Genomic DNA, 17,613 nt, shown 5'->3' on the forward strand with positions numbered 1-17,613 from the left:
CCTTCACAGATGGCGGCGTCGGGTCGAGACGTGCCGTTCGTACAGCTCACGTGCTTTGACCGCCGACGGGCGGGTCGCGGTCTCGGCCACAGGTACATCCCACCAGGCTTGCGCGGGAGGCGCCCCCGACACTGTGTCTGCCGTTTCGGTCTCCACGTAGACACAAGTGGGAGTGTCGGAGATACGTGCCTCGGCGAGCGCCGCCCGCAGGTCACGTACGGTTTTCGCGCGCAGCACGCGCATGCCCAGACTGGCCGCGTTCGCGGCGAGATCGACGGGGAGCGGCGCCCCCGTGTACCTGCCGTCGTCGGACTGGTAGCGGTACGCGGTGCCGAACCGCTCGCCGCCCACCGACTCGGACAGGCCGCCGATGGACGCGTAGCCGTGGTTCTGCACCAGCAGGATCTTGATCGCTATGCCCTCCTGCACGGCCGTCACGATCTCCGTCGGCATCATCAGGTAGGTGCCGTCGCCGACCAGCGCCCACACGGGCCGGTCCGGGGCGGCCAGCTTCACCCCGATCGCGGCCGGGATCTCGTAGCCCATGCAGGAGTAGCCGTACTCCAGGTGGTACTGGTCCCGGGACCGCGCCCGCCACAGCTTGTGCAGATCGCCGGGGAGCGAACCGGCCGCGTTGATGATCACGTCCGTCTCGTCGACGACGGCGTCCAGAGCGCCGAGCACCTGCGGCTGCGTCGGGCGTACATCGGGCTCGTCGGCCTCGAAGCAGGCGTCGACGCGCTGCTCCCAGCGCTCCTTGTCCTCGGTGTACTCGGCGAGGTACGAGTCGGCGACCCGGTGGGCGTGCATGCCCAGGGCCTCGGTCAGCTCCCCGAGGCCGCTGCGGGCGTCCGCGACCAGCGGCAGACCCGCCAGCTTGTGGCCGTCGTACGGGGCGATGTTGAGGTTGAGGAAGCGGACGCCCTCGCCGGTGAACAGCGTGCCGGAGGCCGTGGTGAAGTCGGTGTAGCGGGTGCCGACGCCGATCACCAGGTCGGCGGTGCGGGCGAGTTCGTCGGCCGTCGCCGTGCCGGTGTGGCCGATGCCGCCGACGTCCTGGGGATGGTCGTACCGCAGGGAGCCCTTGCCGGCCTGGGTGGAGGCGACCGGGATGCCGGTGGCGTCGGCGAACTCGGCGAGGGCCTCCTCGGCGCGGCTGTGGTGCACTCCCCCGCCCGCGATCACCAGCGGGCGGCGGGCCGCGCGGATCGCCCGTACGGCCTCGGCGAGTTCGGCCGGGTCTGCGCCCGGGCGGCGGACGGCCCAGGTGCGCTCGGCGAAGAACTCCTCGGGCCAGTCGTAGGCCTCGGCCTGGACGTCCTGCGGAAGAGCGAGCGTCACGGCGCCGGTCTCGACGGGGTCGGTGAGCACCCGCATCGCCTGGAGGGCCGCAGGGATCAGGGCCTCGGGGCGGGTGACGCGGTCGAAGTACCTCGACACCGGGCGCAGACAGTCGTTGACCGACACATCGCCCGCGTACGGGACTTCGAGCTGCTGGAGGACCGGGTCGGCCGGGCGGGTGGCGAAGACGTCGCCCGGCAGCAGCAGGACCGGGAGATGGTTGATCGTCGCAAGGGCGGCGCCCGTGACCAGGTTCGTCGCGCCCGGGCCGATCGACGTGGTGACCGCGTGCGTGGACAGGCGGCCCGACTGACGGGCGTAGCCGACGGCCGCGTGCACCATGGCCTGCTCGTTGCGGCCCTGGTGGTACGGCATGTCGTCGGCGTACTCGATCAGCGCCTGGCCGAGCCCCGCCACATTGCCGTGGCCGAAGATGCCCCAGGTCGCGCCGATCAGCCGCTGCCGTGTCCCGTCCCGCTCCGTGTACTGGGCGGACAGGAAGCGGACGAGCGCCTGGGCGACCGTGAGCCTCGTCGTCGAGGTCGTCGAGGTCGTCGGAGTCATCGGTACCCCCCTGTGCTGTCAACGTGGGCCGGGTGGAAGCAGATCCGCCACTCCCGCGTCTCGCCCGGGCCGGCCATGACGTTCAGGTAGTACATGGCGTGGCCGGGCTGGGCGATGGACGGGCCGTGCCATCCGTCGGGGACGAGGACGGCGTCGCCGGATCGGACTTCGGCGAGGACGTCCGATCCGCCCTCACGGGAGGGGAATACGCGCTGATAGCCGAACCCGTTCGGGCCGTCGATCTCGAAGTAGTAGATCTCCTCCAGCTCCGCTTCCTCGCCCGGCCGGTACTCGTCGTGCTTGTGCGGCGGATACGAGGACCAGTTGCCGCCGGGTGTGATCACCTCGACCGCGATGAGCTTGTCGCAGTCGAAGGCGTCGGCGGAGGCGAAGTTGCGCACCTGGCGCGCGCAGGTGCCGCTGCCGCGTTCCTCGACCGGAACCTCCGACGCGGGGCCGTAGCGAGCGGGGAGTCGTCGCCCGCACCTCGCTCCTGCCAGGGCGAAGCGGCCTCCCGCGTCGGAGGCGATCTGTGCCTGGGCATCCCGGGGCACGTACACGAAGTCCGTGACCGACGCGAACACGCTTTCCCTGCCCAGGAGTTGGAACTGTTCGGCGTCTGTGCGCACGGTACATCCGCCGTGCAGCGGAACGACGATCCACTCGCTGTCGCCGGTCGCGAAGGTGTGCGTGCCGCCCGGCGGGAGTTCGAGGATCCGGAGGCTGCTGTGGGTCCAGCCGGCCCGCTCGGGGCCGATGTCGAGGGCGTACCGGGCGTCGGCGGTCGCGCCCCTCGGGACGTACAGCCCGCTGTACGTGGCGGCGTGCGGCTCTGTGTTCGTCATGCGGCCCTCACAGCAGTCCTACGGCGGTGTCCACGGCCGCGGCCACATCGCCGTCGGCCGGGTACAGCAGCGAGCGGCCCACCACCAGGCCCCGCACGGTGGGCAGTTGAAGCGCCCCGCGCCACTTCTCGTACGCGGCGGCCTGATCCTCGGCGGAGCCCCCCACATCGCCGCCGAGCAGCACGGCGGGCAGCGTGGAGGTCTCCATGACCTCGGCCATGTCGTCGGGGTTGTCGGTGACCGGGACCTTCAGCCAGGTGTACGCGGAGCTGCCGCCGAGGCCGGAGGCGATGGCGATCGACCTGGTGACGGCCTCGGCGGACAGGTCGTTGCGGAGCCTGCCGTCCTGCGTGCGGCGGCTGATGAACGGCTCGACGAAGACGGGGAGCCGGCGGGCGGCCATGTCGTCGACGGCACGGGCGGTGGACTCCAGGGTGGTGAGGGAGCCCGGGTCGTCGTAGTCGATGCGCAGCAGCAGCTTGCCGGCGTCGAAGCCGAGGCGCTGGATGTCCTGGGGACGGTGGCCGGTGAAGCGGTCGTCGAGTTCGAAGCGGGCGCCCTGGAGGCCGCCGCGGTTCATCGAGCCCATGACGACCTTGCGGTCGAGGGCGCCGAGCAGCAGCAGGTCGTCCAGGATGTCGGCGGTCGCGAGGACGCCGTCGACGCCGGGCCGGGACAGCGCAAGGCAGAGGCGTTCGAGCAGGTCGGCGCGGTTGGCCATGGCCAGCTTGCGGTCACCGACCCCGAGCGCGCCGCGGGCCGGGTGGTCGGCGGCGACGATCATCAGCCGGCCCGAGTCGCCGAGGAGCGGACGACGGATGCGGCGGGCGGCGGCCTCGGCGATCGCCTCGGGGTGCTGGGTGCGGACACGGACGAGGTCCGGGACGTCGACGCTCACAGCACGGCCCCCGCGGTCAGCGCCGCTTCCACCTCGTCCGGTGTCGGCATCGCGGAGGAGCACTCCAGACGGGAGGCGACGATGGCGCCGGCCGCGTTGGCGTACCGCATGATCTTCTCCAGGTCCCAGCCCTCGAGCAGCCCGTGGCACAGGGAGCCGCCGAAGGCGTCACCGGCGCCGAGGCCGTTGAGGACGTCGACCGGCAGGGGCGGGACCTCGGCCGACTCGCCCTTGCTGTTGACGGCGAGGACACCCTTGGGGCCCTGCTTCACGACGGCGGTCTCGACACCGGCGTCGAGCAGCGCGCGGGCCGCCGCGTGGGGTTCGCGGACGCCGGTCGCGACCTCCACCTCGTCGAGGTTTCCGACGGCGACGGTCGTGTGCTTCAGCGCCTCGGTGTAGAACGGGCGGGCGGACTCCGGGTCCGTCCAGAACATCGGCCGCCAGTCGAGGTCGAAGACCGTCGTCCCGGTCCTGTTCCGGTGGGCGAGGGCGGCGAGTGTCGCGGTGCGGCTGGGCTCCTCGCTCAGTCCGGTGCCGGTGACCCAGTAGATACGGGCGTCGCGGACGGCGTCCAGGTCGAGCTCATGGGGGTCGATCTCCAGGTCGGGCGCCTTGGGCTGCCGGTAGAAGTACAGCGGGAAGTCGTCCGGCGGGAACACCTCGCAGAAGGTGACCGGGGTGGGCAGTCCGGGGACCGGGGTCACCCAGCGGTCGTCGACGCCGAAGTCCCGCAGCGCCTCGTGCAGATAGGTGCCGAACGGGTCGTCGCCGGTGCGGGTGATCACCGCCGAGCGCCGTCCCAGGCGGGCCGCGGCGACCGCGACGTTGGCCGCCGAACCGCCCAGGAACTTTCCGAAGGACGACACCTGCGGCAGCGGGACGCCCGTCTGCAGCGGATAGAGATCCACTCCGATCCGCCCCATGGTGATCAGGTCGTACGCCATCGAGTTCCCTTCGTGCCGTTCGTCTCGTGCCGTCTTCTCGGCTCGTATCGGCTCTCCCCGGTTTGTAGTCCCGTGCACGCGACCCTGTCAATGTTTTGTCCAGACATTCGGACCAGGCCTTGACACTCTCGGCCGGGATCCGCACGCTGGCGGCCATGACGTCGTTGCCGCCTCAGTCCTCACTGTCCCGTATCCGGATCGGATCGGCCCCCGACTCCTGGGGCGTCTGGTTCCCGGACGACCCTCGGCAGGTTCCCTGGCAGCGCTTCCTCGACGAGGTCGCCGCTTCCGGCTACGAGTGGATCGAGCTGGGCCCCTACGGATATCTGCCGACCGACCGGGCCGTCCTCGCCGAGGAGACCGCCCGACGTGGCCTGAAAGTGTCGGCCGGCACGGTCTTCACCGGCCTCCATCACGGCGGGGCCGTGTGGGAGAAGACCTGGGCGCATGTCGCGGACAACGCGGCGCTGGCCCAGGCCATGGGCGCCCGGCATCTGGTCGTCATCCCGTCCTTCTGGCGGGACGACAAGACCGGTGAGGTGCTGGAGCCGGACACGCTCACGCCCGAGCAGTGGCGGAACCTGACCTCGCTGACCGAGCGGCTCGGGCAGGAGGTCCGCGAGCGCTACGGCCTCCGGATCGTCGTCCACCCGCACGCCGACACGCATATCGACAGTGAGGAGAACGTCGTCCGCTTCCTCGACGGTACGGACTCGTCGCTGGTGTCGCTGTGCCTGGACACCGGGCACTACGCGTACTGCGGCGGCGACAGCGTCAAGCTCATCGAGACGTACGGCGAGCGGATCGGTTACCTGCACCTCAAGCAGGTGGACCCGGAGATCCTCGCGGATGTGCGCGCGAACGAGGTGCCGTTCGGGCCCGCCGTCGCGCGCGGGGTGATGTGCGAACCGCCGTCCGGCGTGCCTGCGTTGGGGCCGGTGCTGGAGGCGGCCCAGAAGCTGGACGTCGACCTGTTCGCCATCGTCGAGCAGGACATGTACCCGTGCGACCCGGACACTCCGTTGCCGATCGCGAAGCGGACGCGGGCGTTCCTTCGATCGTGCGGGGCGTAGGGGCGCCCACTAGCGCCCCCTCAGGGCCCTGGAGGCTCATCCAGCGGGCCCGGCCCGCCCTGCTGTGTCCGGTTTCTGTAACAGATGTCCCATGTGTGTACGTAAGGCGTCACACCCGCCCCACAAATCCTTTCCGCCTCAGCTCTCCCTCGTTCACCGGACACAGGCTTTGTGATCGCCGGCGCGGAGGTGAAGCTCATGACCGACCGAATGCTCTGGTCGTACAAGGAGATCGCGGCCCACATCAAGGTGCAGCCGGACACCGTGCGGTCCTACCGCAAACACGGTCTGCTGCCGCCGCCCGACCATGTGGAGGCCGGCAAACCCTTCTGGTACGCGGACACGGTCCAGGCGTGGGTGGAGTCCCGTCCGCGCAATCGCGGCCGAAGAGCGGACTGAGTGGGTCGACGAGGTGCTGATGTCGATCCTCGACCGTGAAGGGACGGCCGCCGTCAGCTCCATGGCGCGATGACCGTCACGCCGGCCCCCGGCGCCGTCTCCATCGCGGCCAGCGCGGCGGGCGCCGCGTCGAGGGTGATCGCGGACGTCACCAGCAGATCGGGGCGCAGCACGCCCGCGCGCACCAGCTCCAGCATCGGGGGGTAGGTGTGCGCGGCCATGCCGTGACTGCCGAGGAGTTCGAGCTCCAGGGCGACGGCCCGGGCCATGGGGACGGGGGTGGTGCCGGTGGGCGAGGGCAGGAGGCCGACCTGGACATGACGGCCGCGGCGGCGCAGGCCGTTCACGGAGGCGGCGCAGGTGGCGGGCGAGCCCAGGGCGTCGAGGGAGAGCTGGGCGCCGCCGCCGGTGAGCTCGCGGACCGCCTCGGCCGTGTCCGAGGTCCGGGCCGCGTCCACGCACTCGGCGGCCCCGGACTTCCGCGCCAGGTCCAGGGCCGCCGGTGACACATCGACGGCGACGACCCGTGCGCCCGAGGCCGCCGCGATCATCACCGCGGACAGGCCCACGCCCCCGCAGCCGTGCACCGCGACCCACTCCCCCGCCGCCACCCGGCCCTGCTGCACCACCGCACGGAACGCCGTGGCGAACCGGCAGCCGAGCGAGGCCGCCGTGGCGAAGGACAGTCCGTCGGGCACGGCGACGAGATTGACATCGGCGTGGTCCAGCGCGACGTACTGCGCGAACGAGCCCCAGTGGGTGAACCCGGGCTGGGTCTGCCGCTCGCACACCTGCTGGTCGCCCGCCGCACACGCCCCGCAGCTGCCGCAGGCACAGACGAACGGCACGGTGACCCGGTCGCCGGGACGCGAGCCGGTCACCCGGGCACCCACCGCCTGGACGACACCGGCGAGTTCATGGCCCGGCACATGCGGCAGCGTGACATCCGGGTCGTGGCCCTGCCAGCCGTGCCAGTCGCTGCGGCACAGCCCGGTGGCCTCGACACGCACCACGACGCCGTGCTCCGCGGGCTCCGGGTCCGGCACCTCCCGCACCTCGGCCGGCTCCCCGAACCGCTCGAACACCACTGCCCGCACGATGTGCCTCCCGCTGCCGGCTCCCGGGTCACCCCGGAGATCACCCCTTCCGGCGGAACGCTAACCGTGCGCCCCGACCTTGTCCCGCTCCTGTGTCACGGCCGGCGCCGGTTCCTCGCCCTCGCTCAGGCCGAACCGCTCGTGGAAGCGGCGCAGCGGGGCCGGGGCCCACCAGGTCGCGCGGCCCGTGAGGCGCATCACCGCAGGGACCAGCAGGCTGCGGACGATCATCGCGTCCATCAGGACCGCCAGCGCGATGCCGAGGCCGAGCATCTTGGTGTTGGTCACCCGGGAGGTGCCGATGGCGACCATCACTACGGCGAGGATCACCGCGGCCGCCGTTATCAGCCCGCCCGTGCGCTGCAGGCCGTGCCGGACCGCCTCGTTGTGGTCGCCGGTGCGGTCGTGCTCCTCCTTGATGCGGGAGAGCAGGAACACGCCGTAGTCCATGGAGAGTCCGAAGGCCACGCAGAACATCAGGACCGGAAGCGTCGTCTCTATCGAGCCGGGGCTGGTGAAACCGAGGAGGCCGGAGAGATGGCCGTCCTGGAAGACCCAGACCACCGCGCCGAACATCGCCGTCAGGCTGAGCGCGTTGAGCAGCACCGCCTGGACCGGGATCAGCACACTGCCGGTCAGGAGGAAGACCAGGAACAGGGTGACCACCGCGATGAAGGCGGCCGCCCAGGGCAGTTGCTCCGCTATCGCGTCCTTGGAGTCGACCAGGACGGCGGCCGTGCCGGTCACCTTGGTGTCGAAGGGCGCGTCCGTGGCCCGCAGGTCGCCCACCAGGCGCTGGGCGGGGTCGTCGACGGCCTCGCCCTTCGGGAGCACCGCGAAGTACGCCGCGTCGCCCTTGACCAGTGGTCCGTCGACCCTCATCACCTCGGGCAGAGCGGCGATCCGCTCCTTGTAGGCGGCGTACTGCGCCTGGGTCGCGCGCCCCTCGGCGAGCACTTCCAGGCCGCCGCCGGGGCTGCCGGGGAAGCCGTCCCGGATGTGCTGCTGCACGACGTGGGACTCGGCGGAGGAGGGCAGCTGACGGTCGTCGGCGGTGCCGAACTTCACGCCCAGGAAGGGCAGCCCGAGCAGGATCAGGACGGCGGTGGTGGCGAGCGCGAAGAACGGGGCGCGGCGCATGACGAGGGTCGCCGTGCGCGCCCAGGCCGTGCCCTCCTCGCCGGACGGCTTCGGCGCCCGGCCACGCCGGAACAGCCGGCGCAGATCGAGGGCGTTGACGCGGTGTCCGAGCAGCATCAGGGCCGCCGGGAGCAGGATCAGCGCGGCAGCCGCGGCCAGCAGCACCACGGCGATACCGGCGTAGGCGAAGGACCGCAGGAAGTACTGCGGGAAGAGCAGCATCGCCGCCAGCGACACGGCGACCGTGAGCGCGGAGAACAGGACCGTACGGCCGGCTGTGCGCAGGGTGGTGCCGATCGCGGTCAACGGCTCTGCTCCGGCGGCCAGTTCCTCGCGGAAGCGGCGGACGATGAACAGGGCGTAGTCGATGGCGAGACCGAGGCCCAGGGCCGTGGTGAGGTTCATCGCGAAGACGGAGACGTCGGTGAACTCCGTCAGGCCGCGCAGCACCGCGTTCGTGCCGAGAATCGCGACTATGCCGATACCGAGCGGGAGCAGGGCGGCCACGGCGCTGCCGAAGACCATGACCAGCAGCACAAGGGTCACCGGCAGGGCGATCATCTCGGCGCGGGTCAGGTCCTCCTGGATGGTCGTCTGCATCTCGTGGCGCACGGCGACCGGGCCGCCGACCGTCACCTCCACCGGGCCGTGTCCGCCCCGGTAGGAGGGCGCAATGCGGTCGAGGGTCTCGCCCATGGTCTTCTCGTCGCCGGTGATGCGCGCGGCGATCAGCGCCTCGCGGCCGTCCGTCGCTCGCAGTGCGGGTGCGCCGGACTGCCAGTAGGAGCTGACGCCTATGACGCCCTGCTCGTCGGCCAGACGCGCGGCGAGCCGCCTCGCCTCCGCGGCGACCGCCGGGTCGTCCACCGAGGAGCGGCCCGACTCGACGAGCAGGAGGAGGTTGGGCTGGGAATCGGGGAACTCGCGCTCCAGTGCCTTGGTCGCGTAGGTGGACTCGGCGGCCGGGTCCTCCCAGCCGCCGGCGCCCAGACGGTCGGCGACCCCGCTGCCGGCCAGCACCGCGAGCGCGGTGAGCACCAGGGCCACGAGCAGCGACAACCTGGGGCGGGCGGTGACGAAACGGGTCCAGCCCCCGATCCGCGGTGGCTTGTTGACTTCGGTCATCGTGCGGTGTCCCCTTCACCGTGGAACTTCACCGTGGAACTTCACCGTGTCGCCGCGCCCCGGCACCCTGTGCGCGGGCAGCGGCATGGAGGTGCCGTTGCCATAGACTGGCAAACACGAGAGTTCGCTCGCGTTTCCATCAGAATGCGAGCGACCACTCGCATTTGTCAATCGCGTGAGGAGAACTGGGGATGACGCATGCCCGAGAAGACCGGGAAGCCTGACGAAGAGCAGTCGGCCGAGAGCAGGCCGCGCCGCCTCCAGGCCCGCGGCCAGCGCCGTGTCGCGCAACTGCTCGAGGCCGCCGCCTCCGTCTTCTGTTCCACCGGCTACACCGCCGCGAGCACCAACGCCATCGCCCGGGAGGCGGGCGTCTCGCCCGGCACGCTGTACCAGTTCTTCCCGAACAAGGAAGCCATCGCGATCGAGCTGGGCGACCGGCTGATGCACGAGATGCGGGAGACCTACGGCGAGGCACTCGCCCCGGTCGACCCCGCGACCCCGCTGAAGGAGGCCGTCGGCGCGGCCGTCGACCGTTTCGTCGACTTCAACTGCCAGCACCCGGTGTTCTTCGCGCTGATGCACGGCCCCGACATCCCGGGCCGGATCACCGAGGAGCACGACGCCCTGCACGCGACCCTGGTCAGCCGGGTCGAAGCGCTGCTCGCAGGCTTCCTGCCCGACGCACCGACCGCCGACCTCACCCGCACCGCGACGGTCTGCGTGGGCATGTACAAGGCAGGCCTGGAACTGGTCCTGGCCCACGAGGGCGCCGAACGCGAGGCATACGTCCGGGAGCTGAAGAACATCCTTTTCCGCTATCTCGAACCGCTGGTCGGCGACAGGATGGCGCCCTCCGGAGCCCGCGGGGACCGTGACCCCGCTTGGGGGAATACCCCCTAGGGGTATACTCTGGCGTGTGAATCGGGCACCATCGGCCCCACATGCCTCTGCGAGGAGTACGACATGAGCACTCAGACCGAGACCACCCCGGGTTCCGTCACCGTCGTCTACAAGGTCAGCGGGATGAGCTGCGGACACTGCGAGGGCTCGGTCTCCGGCGAGATCTCCGAGATCCCCGGCGTCAGCTCGGTGAAGGCGGTCGCCTCGACCGGCGAAGTCACCGTCGTCTCCGCCGCCCCGCTGGACGAGGAGGCCGTGCGCGCGGCCGTCGACGAGGCGGGCTTCGAGCTCGTCGGCAGGGTCTGACCCCCGGCCCCGCCCCGCACCGGAGCCCCGACATGACCAGCACCACCACCGGGACGGCGATAACCGCCCACGCCGAAGTCGAGCTGCTCATCGGCGGAATGACCTGCGCCTCCTGCGCGGCCCGCGTCGAGAAGAAGCTCAACCGCATGGACGGCGTCACCGCCACGGTCAACTTCGCGACGGAGAAGGCCAAAGTCACCTACTCCCCGGAGACACGGGTCGAGGACCTGATCGCCACCGTGGTGAAGACCGGGTACACGGCGGAGCCGCCGGCGCCCGAGCCGGCGGCCGCCGAGGACACCTCCGACGACTCCCCCGAGGAGTCCGCGACCCCTGCGGACCCGGAACTGACGTCCCTGCGCCAACGTCTCGTCGTCTCCGCGCTCCTCGCCGCCCCCGTCGTACTGATGTCCATGATCCCGGCCCTCCAGTTCGACAACTGGCAGTGGCTCGCGCTCACCCTCGCCGCCCCCGTGGTGGTGTGGGGCGGACGGCCGTTCCACCAGTCCGCCTGGACGAACGCCCGGCACGCCGCGGCCACCATGGACACACTGGTCTCGCTCGGCACGCTTGCCGCGTTCGGCTGGTCGTTGTGGGCGCTGTTCTTCGGCGACGCCGGTATGCCCGGGATGAAGGACAGCTTCAGCTTCACGGCCCGTATGGACGGCGCCTCGACGATCTATCTGGAGGTCGCCGCCGGAGTCGTCGCCTTCATCCTGCTGGGCCGCTATCTGGAGGCCCGCTCCAAGCGGCGCGCCGGGGCGGCGCTCAGGGCGCTCATGGAGCTCGGCGCGAAGGACGTGGCCGTCCTGCGCGAGGGGCGGGAGGTGCGGATCCCGGTGGCCCGGCTGGCGGCCGGCGACCGTTTCGTCGTACGGCCCGGGGAGAAGATCGCCACCGACGGCACCGTCGTCGACGGCGTCTCCGCGGTCGACGCCTCCCTGCTGACCGGCGAGTCGGTCCCGGTCGACGTGGGCGTCGGCGACCCGGTCACCGGCGCGACCGTGAACGCCGGCGGACGGCTGGTCGTCGAGGCCACCCGCGTCGGCGCGGACACCCAGCTCGCGCGGATGGCGAAGCTGGTGGAGGACGCACAGAACGGCAAGGCCGAGGTGCAGCGGCTCGCCGACCGCGTCTCCGGGATCTTCGTGCCCGTGGTCATCCTCATCGCGGTCGCCACCTTCGGGGTGTGGCTGGGCGCCACCGGCAACTCGGTCGCCGCCTTCACCGCCGCCGTCGCGGTGCTGATCATCGCCTGTCCCTGTGCGCTGGGGCTGGCCACGCCGACCGCCCTGATGGTCGGCACCGGGCGCGGCGCGCAGCTCGGCATCCTGATCAGGGGCCCGGAGGTACTGGAGTCCACGCGCCGCGTCGACACGGTCGTCCTGGACAAGACCGGTACGGTCACCACCGGCCGGATGACCCTTCAGGCGGTGTACGCCGCCGAGGACGCCGACGAGAAGCAGGTGCTGCGGCTCGCGGGCGCCCTGGAGCACGCCTCCGAGCACCCCGTCGCCCGGGCGATCGCCGTGGCCGCCGAGGAACGGGGCGGCACACTCCCGGAGGCCGAAGGGTTCGAGAGCATGCCCGGGCGGGGCGTACGCGGGCGAGTGGAAGGCCACGAGGTGACCGTCGGGCGGCTCTTCGACGAGCTGCCGAAGGAGCTCGCCCGAGCGAAGGACGAGGCCGAGAGGCACGGTCGTACGGCCGTCGTGGTCGGCTGGGACGGCAGGGCACGGGGTGTCCTCGCCGTGGCCGATGCGGTCAAGGAGACCAGCGCCGAGGCGGTCCGCGAGCTGCGCGCGCTGGGGCTCACGCCGGTGCTGCTGACGGGGGACAACCGGGCGGTGGCCGAATCCGTGGCGCAGGCCGTGGGCATCGACCAGGTCATCGCCGAGGTGCTGCCCGAGGACAAGGTCGACGTCGTACGGCGGCTGCAGGGCGAGGGCCGGACCGTCGCCATGGTCGGGGACGGGGTCAACGACGCGGCCGCGCTCGCCGTCGCCGATCTGGGGCTCGCGATGGGGACCGGGACGGACGCGGCGATCGAGGCGGGCGATCTGACGCTGGTACGCGGGGACCTGCGGGTCGCCGCGGACGCGATCCGGCTCTCCCGCAGGACCCTGTCCACGATCAAGGGCAACCTCGTCTGGGCCTTCGGCTACAACGTCGCCGCGCTGCCGCTGGCCGCGGCCGGGCTGCTGAACCCGATGATCGCGGGGGCGGCGATGGCCTTCTCCTCGGTGTTCGTGGTGTCGAACAGCCTGCGGCTGCGGACCTTCCGCTGAACTCCCCGAAAGTTACTCGTGGTTAACCGAACTCGAGGTAAGAGTCCCTCTAGAGTCCGACGCCACCCTCACATAAGCTCTTCACAAGGCTCGCGCATCATCCTTACGCTTGAGTCCCGTTCGCTGTATTCGGGCTCTTGCGCATCTAACGGACATATGCGAGAGACGCAGATCACAGTGATGTGAACCTAACCATCGAAGGGGTTCGAAGGTCTAAGTTGACGATGTCAGGGAGCGTCTTGGGGGGCGCTGACTGGCATCTGGGGATGTCTTGGGGGACTTCCTCAGAATTGCGTTGGCCGGGGCACGTACACCGGGGAGCTTTGAGCGGCCCTCCCACGTGCGTTGTCCCGGCAGACCGCACACTGCAGTAGTTCGTACACAGGAGTAGTACGTCGAGTTTTGCTCGTTCTGCTCAACTCGCAGCACAGCGATTCAGGCGCTGTCCTCACAGATGCCCGGCCGGATCCCGTGGGGGGAATCCGCACCGGGACATGGGAAGGCGCCCTGGACGTCGGCCCGTGGGGGGACCGGCGCCGGGGCGCCTTTCGCTTGTCCGCTGTTCTGTGCGGACCGCTCCGTTGTTCGATGCGAACCGTTCCGCACGAACCCGTAGTTCCGCACGAACCCGTATACGAAAGGGAACGTACGAGGCCCCGCACCCGGAAGAAAAGGAGCGGGGCCGGCCGTGCGGGCTCAGCTCAGCGGGCCTCGACCGGAATGAAGTCGCGCTCGACAATGCCCGTGTAGATCTGGCGCGGGCGCCCGATGCGGGAGCCGGGCTCCTTGATCATCTCGTGCCACTGGGCGATCCAGCCCGGCAGACGGCCGAGGGCGAACAGGACCGTGAACATCTCGGTCGGGAAGCCCATGGCGCGGTAGATCAGGCCGGTGTAGAAGTCGACGTTCGGGTAGAGGCTTCGCGAGACGAAGTAGTCGTCGGAGAGCGCGTGCTCCTCCAGCTTCAGCGCGATGTCCAGCAGCTCGTCGGACTTGCCGAGGGCGGACAGCACGTCGTGCGCGGCGGCCTTGATGATCTTGGCGCGCGGGTCGAAGTTCTTGTAGACCCGGTGGCCGAAGCCCATCAGACGGACGCCGTCCTCCTTGTTCTTCACCTTGCGGATGAAGGCGTTGACGTCGCCGCCGGTCTCCTGGATGCCCTCCAGCATCTCCAGGACGGACTGGTTGGCGCCACCGTGCAGCGGGCCCCACAGGGCGGAGATGCCGGCCGAGATCGACGCGAACATGTTGGCCTGGGAGGAGCCGACGAGACGCACCGTGGAGGTCGAACAGTTCTGCTCGTGGTCCGCGTGCAGGATCAGCAGCTTGTCGAGGGCGGAGACGACGACCGGGTCCAGGTCGTACTCCTGCGCCGGCACCGAGAAGGTCATGCGCAGGAAGTTCTCGACGTAGCCGAGGTCGTTGCGCGGGTAGACGAACGGGTGGCCGATCGACTTCTTGTACGCGTAGGCCGCGATCGTGGGGAGCTTGGCGAGCAGCCGGATCGTCGAGAGGTTGCGCTGCTTCTCGTCGAACGGATTGTGGCTGTCCTGGTAGAAGGTGGACAGCGCCGAGACGACCGACGACAGCATCGCCATCGGGTGGGCGTCGCGCGGGAAGCCCTTGTAGAAGTTCTTGACGTCCTCATGCAGCAGCGTGTGCTGCGTGATGTCGTTCTTGAACGTCGTGAGCTCGTCGACGGTCGGCAGCTCGCCGTTGATCAGCAGGTAGGCGACCTCCAGGAAGGTGGAGCGCTCGGCCAGCTGCTCGATCGGGTAGCCGCGGTACCGCAGGATGCCCGCCTCACCGTCCAGGTAGGTGACGGCGGATTTATAGGCGGCGGTGTTGCCGTACCCGCTGTCCAGGGTCACAAGACCGGTCTGGGCGCGGAGCTTCCCGATGTCGAAGCCCTTGTCGCCGACGGTGCTGTCGATCACCGGGTAGGTGTACTCGCCGTCGCCGTACCGCAGTACTACAGAGTTGTCGCTCACGTCATCCCTCACCGACGTTGTGCCTCTTCTTCGAGGTTGCCCTGACTGTCTCTACCATCCCCCATTTGGCGCAGGAGAGTGCACTCGGGGTCGACCATTGGGCCTGTTGGCGGCACTCAGTGCCGTCAACCTGCTCATCCTGCCCCTCCGTGGCCCGCTTCCGGAAGAGTTCTGTGACCTAGGTGACTCGTTTGATCGATCATTTTTTTGTGAGCCTGCCTGAAGCGTGCGGTCACAGGCTCAAGAGCCGGAAATCGAGTGCCGTGCAGCGGCGTCCCGCGGACACCGTGCGCACCGCCTGTCCGATCGCTTTGCGTGAACCGACTAGGACAACCAGCTTCTTTGCGCGGGTCACCGCGGTGTACAGCAGGTTCCGCTGGAGCATCATCCAGGCACCGGTGGTGACCGGGATCACCACGGCCGGATATTCACTTCCCTGCGAACGGTGGATGGTGACCGCGTAGGCGTGGGCCAGCTCGTCCAGTTCGTCGAATTCGTACGGCACCTCCTCGTCCTCGTCCGTCAGCACCGTGAGGCGCTGGTCGACCGGGTCGAGCGAGGTGACCACGCCCACGGTGCCGTTGAAGACACCGTTGGTCCCCTTCTCGTAATTGTTGCGAATCTGCGTGACCTTGTCGCCGACTCGGAAGACCCGTCCGCCGAATCGCTTCTCGGGAAGGTCCGGGCGGCCGGGCGTGATCGCCTGCTGGAGCAGTCCGTTGAGGGTGCCCGCGCCGGCCGGCCCGCGGTGCATGGGCGCGAGAACCTGCACGTCGCGGCGGGGGTCGAGGCCGAATCTGGCCGGGATCCGGCGGGCCGCCACGTCCACGGTGAGCCGGCCGGCGGCCTCCGTGTCGTCCTCGACGAAGAGGAAGAAGTCCTTCATACCGTCGGTGAGCGGGTGCTGCCCGGAGTTGATCCGGTGCGCGTTGGTCACCACGCCCGACTGCTGGGCCTGCCGGAACACCCGGGTGAGGCGCACGGCCGGGATCGGGCTGCCGTCGGCGAGAAGGTCGCGCAGAACCTCGCCGGCGCCGACGCTGGGCAGCTGGTCGACATCCCCGACGAAGAGCAGATGGGCACCCGGGGCCACCGCCTTGACCAGCTTGTTCGCGAGCAACAGGTCCAGCATGGACGCCTCGTCGACGACCACCAGATCGGCGTCCAGCGGGCGGTCCTTGTCGTAGGCCGCGTCGCCGCCCGGCTTCAGTTCGAGAAGGCGGTGGACTGTGGAGGCCTCGGCGCCTGTCAGCTCGGCCAGGCGCTTGGCGGCACGGCCGGTCGGGGCGGCCAGTACCACCTTGGCCTTCTTGGCGCGGGCCAGCTCCACGATCGAGCGGACCGTGAAGGACTTGCCGCAGCCGGGGCCGCCGGTGAGCACGGCGACCTTCCTGGTCAGCGCCAGTTTGACGGCGGCCTCCTGTTCGGGGGCGAGGTCCGCGCCCGTACGCCCCTTCAGCCAGGCCAGCGCCTTGTCCCAGGCCACGTCATGGAAGCCGGGCATCCGGTCCCCGTCGGCGCGCAGGAGCCGCAACAGCTGGGCGGAGAGGGAGAGTTCGGCCCGGTGGAAGGGGACGAGGTAGACGGCCGTGACCGGGTCCCCGCCGTCCGGGGCGGGGACCTTCTCCCGTACGACACCGGGGTCCTCGCCGTCCTCCGGCGGCGCCGCGAGTTCCGCGAGGCACTCGATGACGAGGCCGGTGTCGACCTGGAGCAGCTTGACCGCGTCGGCGATGAGCCGTTCCTCAGGCAGATAACAGTGGCCCTGGTCGGTGGACTGCGAAAGGGCGTACTGCAGGCCCGCCTTGACGCGCTCCGGGCTGTCGTGCGGGATGCCGACGGACTGGGCGATCCGGTCGGCGGTGAGGAAGCCGATGCCCCAGACGTCGGCGGCCAGCCGGTAGGGCTGGTTCTTCACGACGGAGATCGAGGCGTCGCCGTACTTCTTGTAGATACGGACCGCGATGGAGGTGGACACCTCGACGGTCTGGAGGAAGAGCATGACCTCCTTGATCGCCTTCTGTTCCTCCCAGGCGTCGGCGATCTTCCTGGTGCGTTTGGGGCCGAGGCCGGGGACCTCGATGAGCCGCTTGGGCTCCTCCTCGATGATCTTCAGGGTGTCCAGGCCGAAGTGCTGGGTGATGCGGTCGGCGAAGACGGGTCCGATGCCCTTGACCAGACCGGAGCCGAGATAGCGGCGGATGCCCTGGACCGTGGCGGGAAGGAGGGTCGTGTAGTTCTCGACGGTGAACTGTTTTCCGTACTGCGGATGGGAGCCCCAGCGGCCCTCCATGCGCAGGGACTCGCCCACCTGGGCGCCGAGCAGTGACCCGACGACCGTGAGGAGATCGCCGGCGCCGCGGCCGGTGTCCACCCGGGCGACCGTGTAGCCGTTCTCCTCGTTGGCGTAGGTGATCCGCTCCAGGACGCCTTCGAGCACGGCCAGTCGGCGCTCCCCGCTCTCGGCCCGGCTCCCCGCCTGATTGGACATGATCCGACGCTACAGGCCGGGTCCGACAACGCGGGCGGGTGAAGAAACTTCGAGGGGGCCCGGTCCGTCGACCGGGCCCCCTCGGGTTTCCCCTCCGTATCAGAACCCCCGCGATCCCCCCAGATCCCCTCCCCAGAAGTCCTGATGCCACGTACGACCCGCAAGGTGGAGGAAGAGTTGTACGGTCCGAGGAATATTTTTCCCG

General features: G+C 70.1%; 13 protein-coding genes. 5 read left to right on the forward strand and 8 right to left on the reverse strand.

Going from position 1 to position 17,613, the window contains the following annotated elements; translation table 11 throughout:
* Positions 1–3: 3 nt before the first annotated feature.
* Genes iolD through iolC form a run of 4 tightly spaced genes read right to left on the reverse strand, consistent with a single transcriptional unit; the run spans position 4 to position 4,595 of the window.
* Positions 4–1,905 carry a 3D-(3,5/4)-trihydroxycyclohexane-1,2-dione acylhydrolase (decyclizing) gene (iolD, locus tag F7R91_RS34800; protein ID WP_150956406.1) on the reverse strand — a complete coding sequence of 634 codons (1,902 nt, stop codon included), beginning with the start codon at positions 1,903–1,905 and terminating at the stop codon, positions 4–6.
* Positions 1,902–2,750 carry a 5-deoxy-glucuronate isomerase gene (iolB, locus tag F7R91_RS34805; RefSeq protein ID WP_150956409.1) on the reverse strand — a complete coding sequence of 283 codons (849 nt, stop codon included), beginning with the start codon at positions 2,748–2,750 and terminating at the stop codon, positions 1,902–1,904. The genes iolD and iolB overlap by 4 nt, the downstream gene beginning before the upstream one ends.
* Positions 2,751–2,757: 7 nt before the next feature.
* Positions 2,758–3,648 (reverse strand): Cgl0159 family (beta/alpha)8-fold protein, encoded by an 891-nt coding sequence (locus tag F7R91_RS34810; protein ID WP_150956412.1) that lies wholly within the window; start codon positions 3,646–3,648, stop codon positions 2,758–2,760.
* Positions 3,645–4,595, reverse strand: a complete 951-nt coding sequence (iolC, locus tag F7R91_RS34815) for a 5-dehydro-2-deoxygluconokinase (RefSeq protein ID WP_150956415.1) — start codon at positions 4,593–4,595, stop codon at positions 3,645–3,647. The genes F7R91_RS34810 and iolC overlap by 4 nt, the downstream gene beginning before the upstream one ends.
* A gap of 155 nt (positions 4,596–4,750) precedes the next feature.
* Between iolC and F7R91_RS34820 the strand changes: the two genes are divergently transcribed.
* Positions 4,751–5,668, forward strand: coding sequence for a sugar phosphate isomerase/epimerase family protein (locus F7R91_RS34820; protein WP_150956418.1), 918 nt, complete (start codon positions 4,751–4,753; stop codon positions 5,666–5,668).
* Positions 5,669–5,866: 198 nt separating this feature from the next.
* On the forward strand, positions 5,867–6,067 hold the full coding sequence (locus F7R91_RS34825; protein ID WP_150956421.1) for a helix-turn-helix transcriptional regulator: 201 nt from the start codon (positions 5,867–5,869) through the stop codon (positions 6,065–6,067).
* A 53-nt stretch (positions 6,068–6,120) separates the two neighbouring features.
* On the opposite strand, the gene F7R91_RS34830 is transcribed toward F7R91_RS34825, so the two are convergent.
* Positions 6,121–7,164: a zinc-dependent alcohol dehydrogenase family protein gene (locus tag F7R91_RS34830; protein ID WP_150956424.1), complete on the reverse strand. Its 1,044-nt coding sequence runs from the start codon at positions 7,162–7,164 to the stop codon at positions 6,121–6,123.
* 60 nt (positions 7,165–7,224) lie between these two features.
* Entirely contained in the window at positions 7,225–9,429 is a 2,205-nt protein-coding gene (locus F7R91_RS34835; RefSeq protein WP_150956427.1) for an MMPL family transporter, read from the reverse strand.
* Positions 9,430–9,627: 198 nt separating this feature from the next.
* On the opposite strand from F7R91_RS34835, the gene F7R91_RS34840 reads away from it, so the two are divergent.
* The 3 genes from F7R91_RS34840 (at position 9,628) to F7R91_RS34850 (ending at position 12,926) form a co-directional block, all read left to right on the forward strand.
* Positions 9,628–10,332 (forward strand): TetR/AcrR family transcriptional regulator, encoded by a 705-nt coding sequence (locus tag F7R91_RS34840; protein WP_150956430.1) that lies wholly within the window; start codon positions 9,628–9,630, stop codon positions 10,330–10,332.
* A gap of 63 nt (positions 10,333–10,395) precedes the next feature.
* Positions 10,396–10,638, forward strand: coding sequence for a heavy-metal-associated domain-containing protein (locus F7R91_RS34845; protein ID WP_150956433.1), 243 nt, complete (start codon positions 10,396–10,398; stop codon positions 10,636–10,638).
* 32 nt (positions 10,639–10,670) lie between these two features.
* Positions 10,671–12,926, forward strand: coding sequence for a heavy metal translocating P-type ATPase (locus F7R91_RS34850; RefSeq protein ID WP_150956436.1), 2,256 nt, complete (start codon positions 10,671–10,673; stop codon positions 12,924–12,926).
* Positions 12,927–13,627: 701 nt separating this feature from the next.
* Here F7R91_RS34850 and F7R91_RS34855 read toward each other — a convergent pair.
* Entirely contained in the window at positions 13,628–14,917 is a 1,290-nt protein-coding gene (locus F7R91_RS34855) for a citrate synthase (RefSeq protein ID WP_150956440.1), read from the reverse strand.
* 232 nt (positions 14,918–15,149) lie between these two features.
* Positions 15,150–17,408 (reverse strand): SF1B family DNA helicase RecD2, encoded by a 2,259-nt coding sequence (recD2, locus tag F7R91_RS34860; protein WP_150956443.1) that lies wholly within the window; start codon positions 17,406–17,408, stop codon positions 15,150–15,152.
* Positions 17,409–17,613 lie beyond the last annotated feature (205 nt).

Origin of the sequence: Streptomyces luteolifulvus (assembly GCF_008806595.1) — a bacterium.
Classification (GTDB): Bacteria; Actinomycetota; Actinomycetes; order Streptomycetales; family Streptomycetaceae; genus Streptomyces; species Streptomyces luteolifulvus.

Excerpts from the sequence above, each read along its gene's own strand:
- F7R91_RS34840 (WP_150956430.1), top strand. The coding sequence starts at position 9,628 with ATGCCCGAGAAGACCGGGAAGCCTGACGAAGAGCAGTCGGCCGAGAGC.
- F7R91_RS34835 (WP_150956427.1), bottom strand. The coding sequence starts at position 9,429 with ATGACCGAAGTCAACAAGCCACCGCGGATCGGGGGCTGGACCCGTTTC.
- iolC (WP_150956415.1), bottom strand. The coding sequence starts at position 4,595 with ATGGCGTACGACCTGATCACCATGGGGCGGATCGGAGTGGATCTCTAT.
- F7R91_RS34845 (WP_150956433.1), top strand. The coding sequence starts at position 10,396 with ATGAGCACTCAGACCGAGACCACCCCGGGTTCCGTCACCGTCGTCTAC.
- iolD (WP_150956406.1), bottom strand. The coding sequence starts at position 1,905 with ATGACTCCGACGACCTCGACGACCTCGACGACGAGGCTCACGGTCGCC.
- recD2 (WP_150956443.1), bottom strand. The coding sequence starts at position 17,408 with ATGTCCAATCAGGCGGGGAGCCGGGCCGAGAGCGGGGAGCGCCGACTG.
- F7R91_RS34820 (WP_150956418.1), top strand. The coding sequence starts at position 4,751 with ATGACGTCGTTGCCGCCTCAGTCCTCACTGTCCCGTATCCGGATCGGA.
- iolB (WP_150956409.1), bottom strand. The coding sequence starts at position 2,750 with ATGACGAACACAGAGCCGCACGCCGCCACGTACAGCGGGCTGTACGTC.
- F7R91_RS34850 (WP_150956436.1), top strand. The coding sequence starts at position 10,671 with ATGACCAGCACCACCACCGGGACGGCGATAACCGCCCACGCCGAAGTC.
- F7R91_RS34825 (WP_150956421.1), top strand. The coding sequence starts at position 5,867 with ATGACCGACCGAATGCTCTGGTCGTACAAGGAGATCGCGGCCCACATC.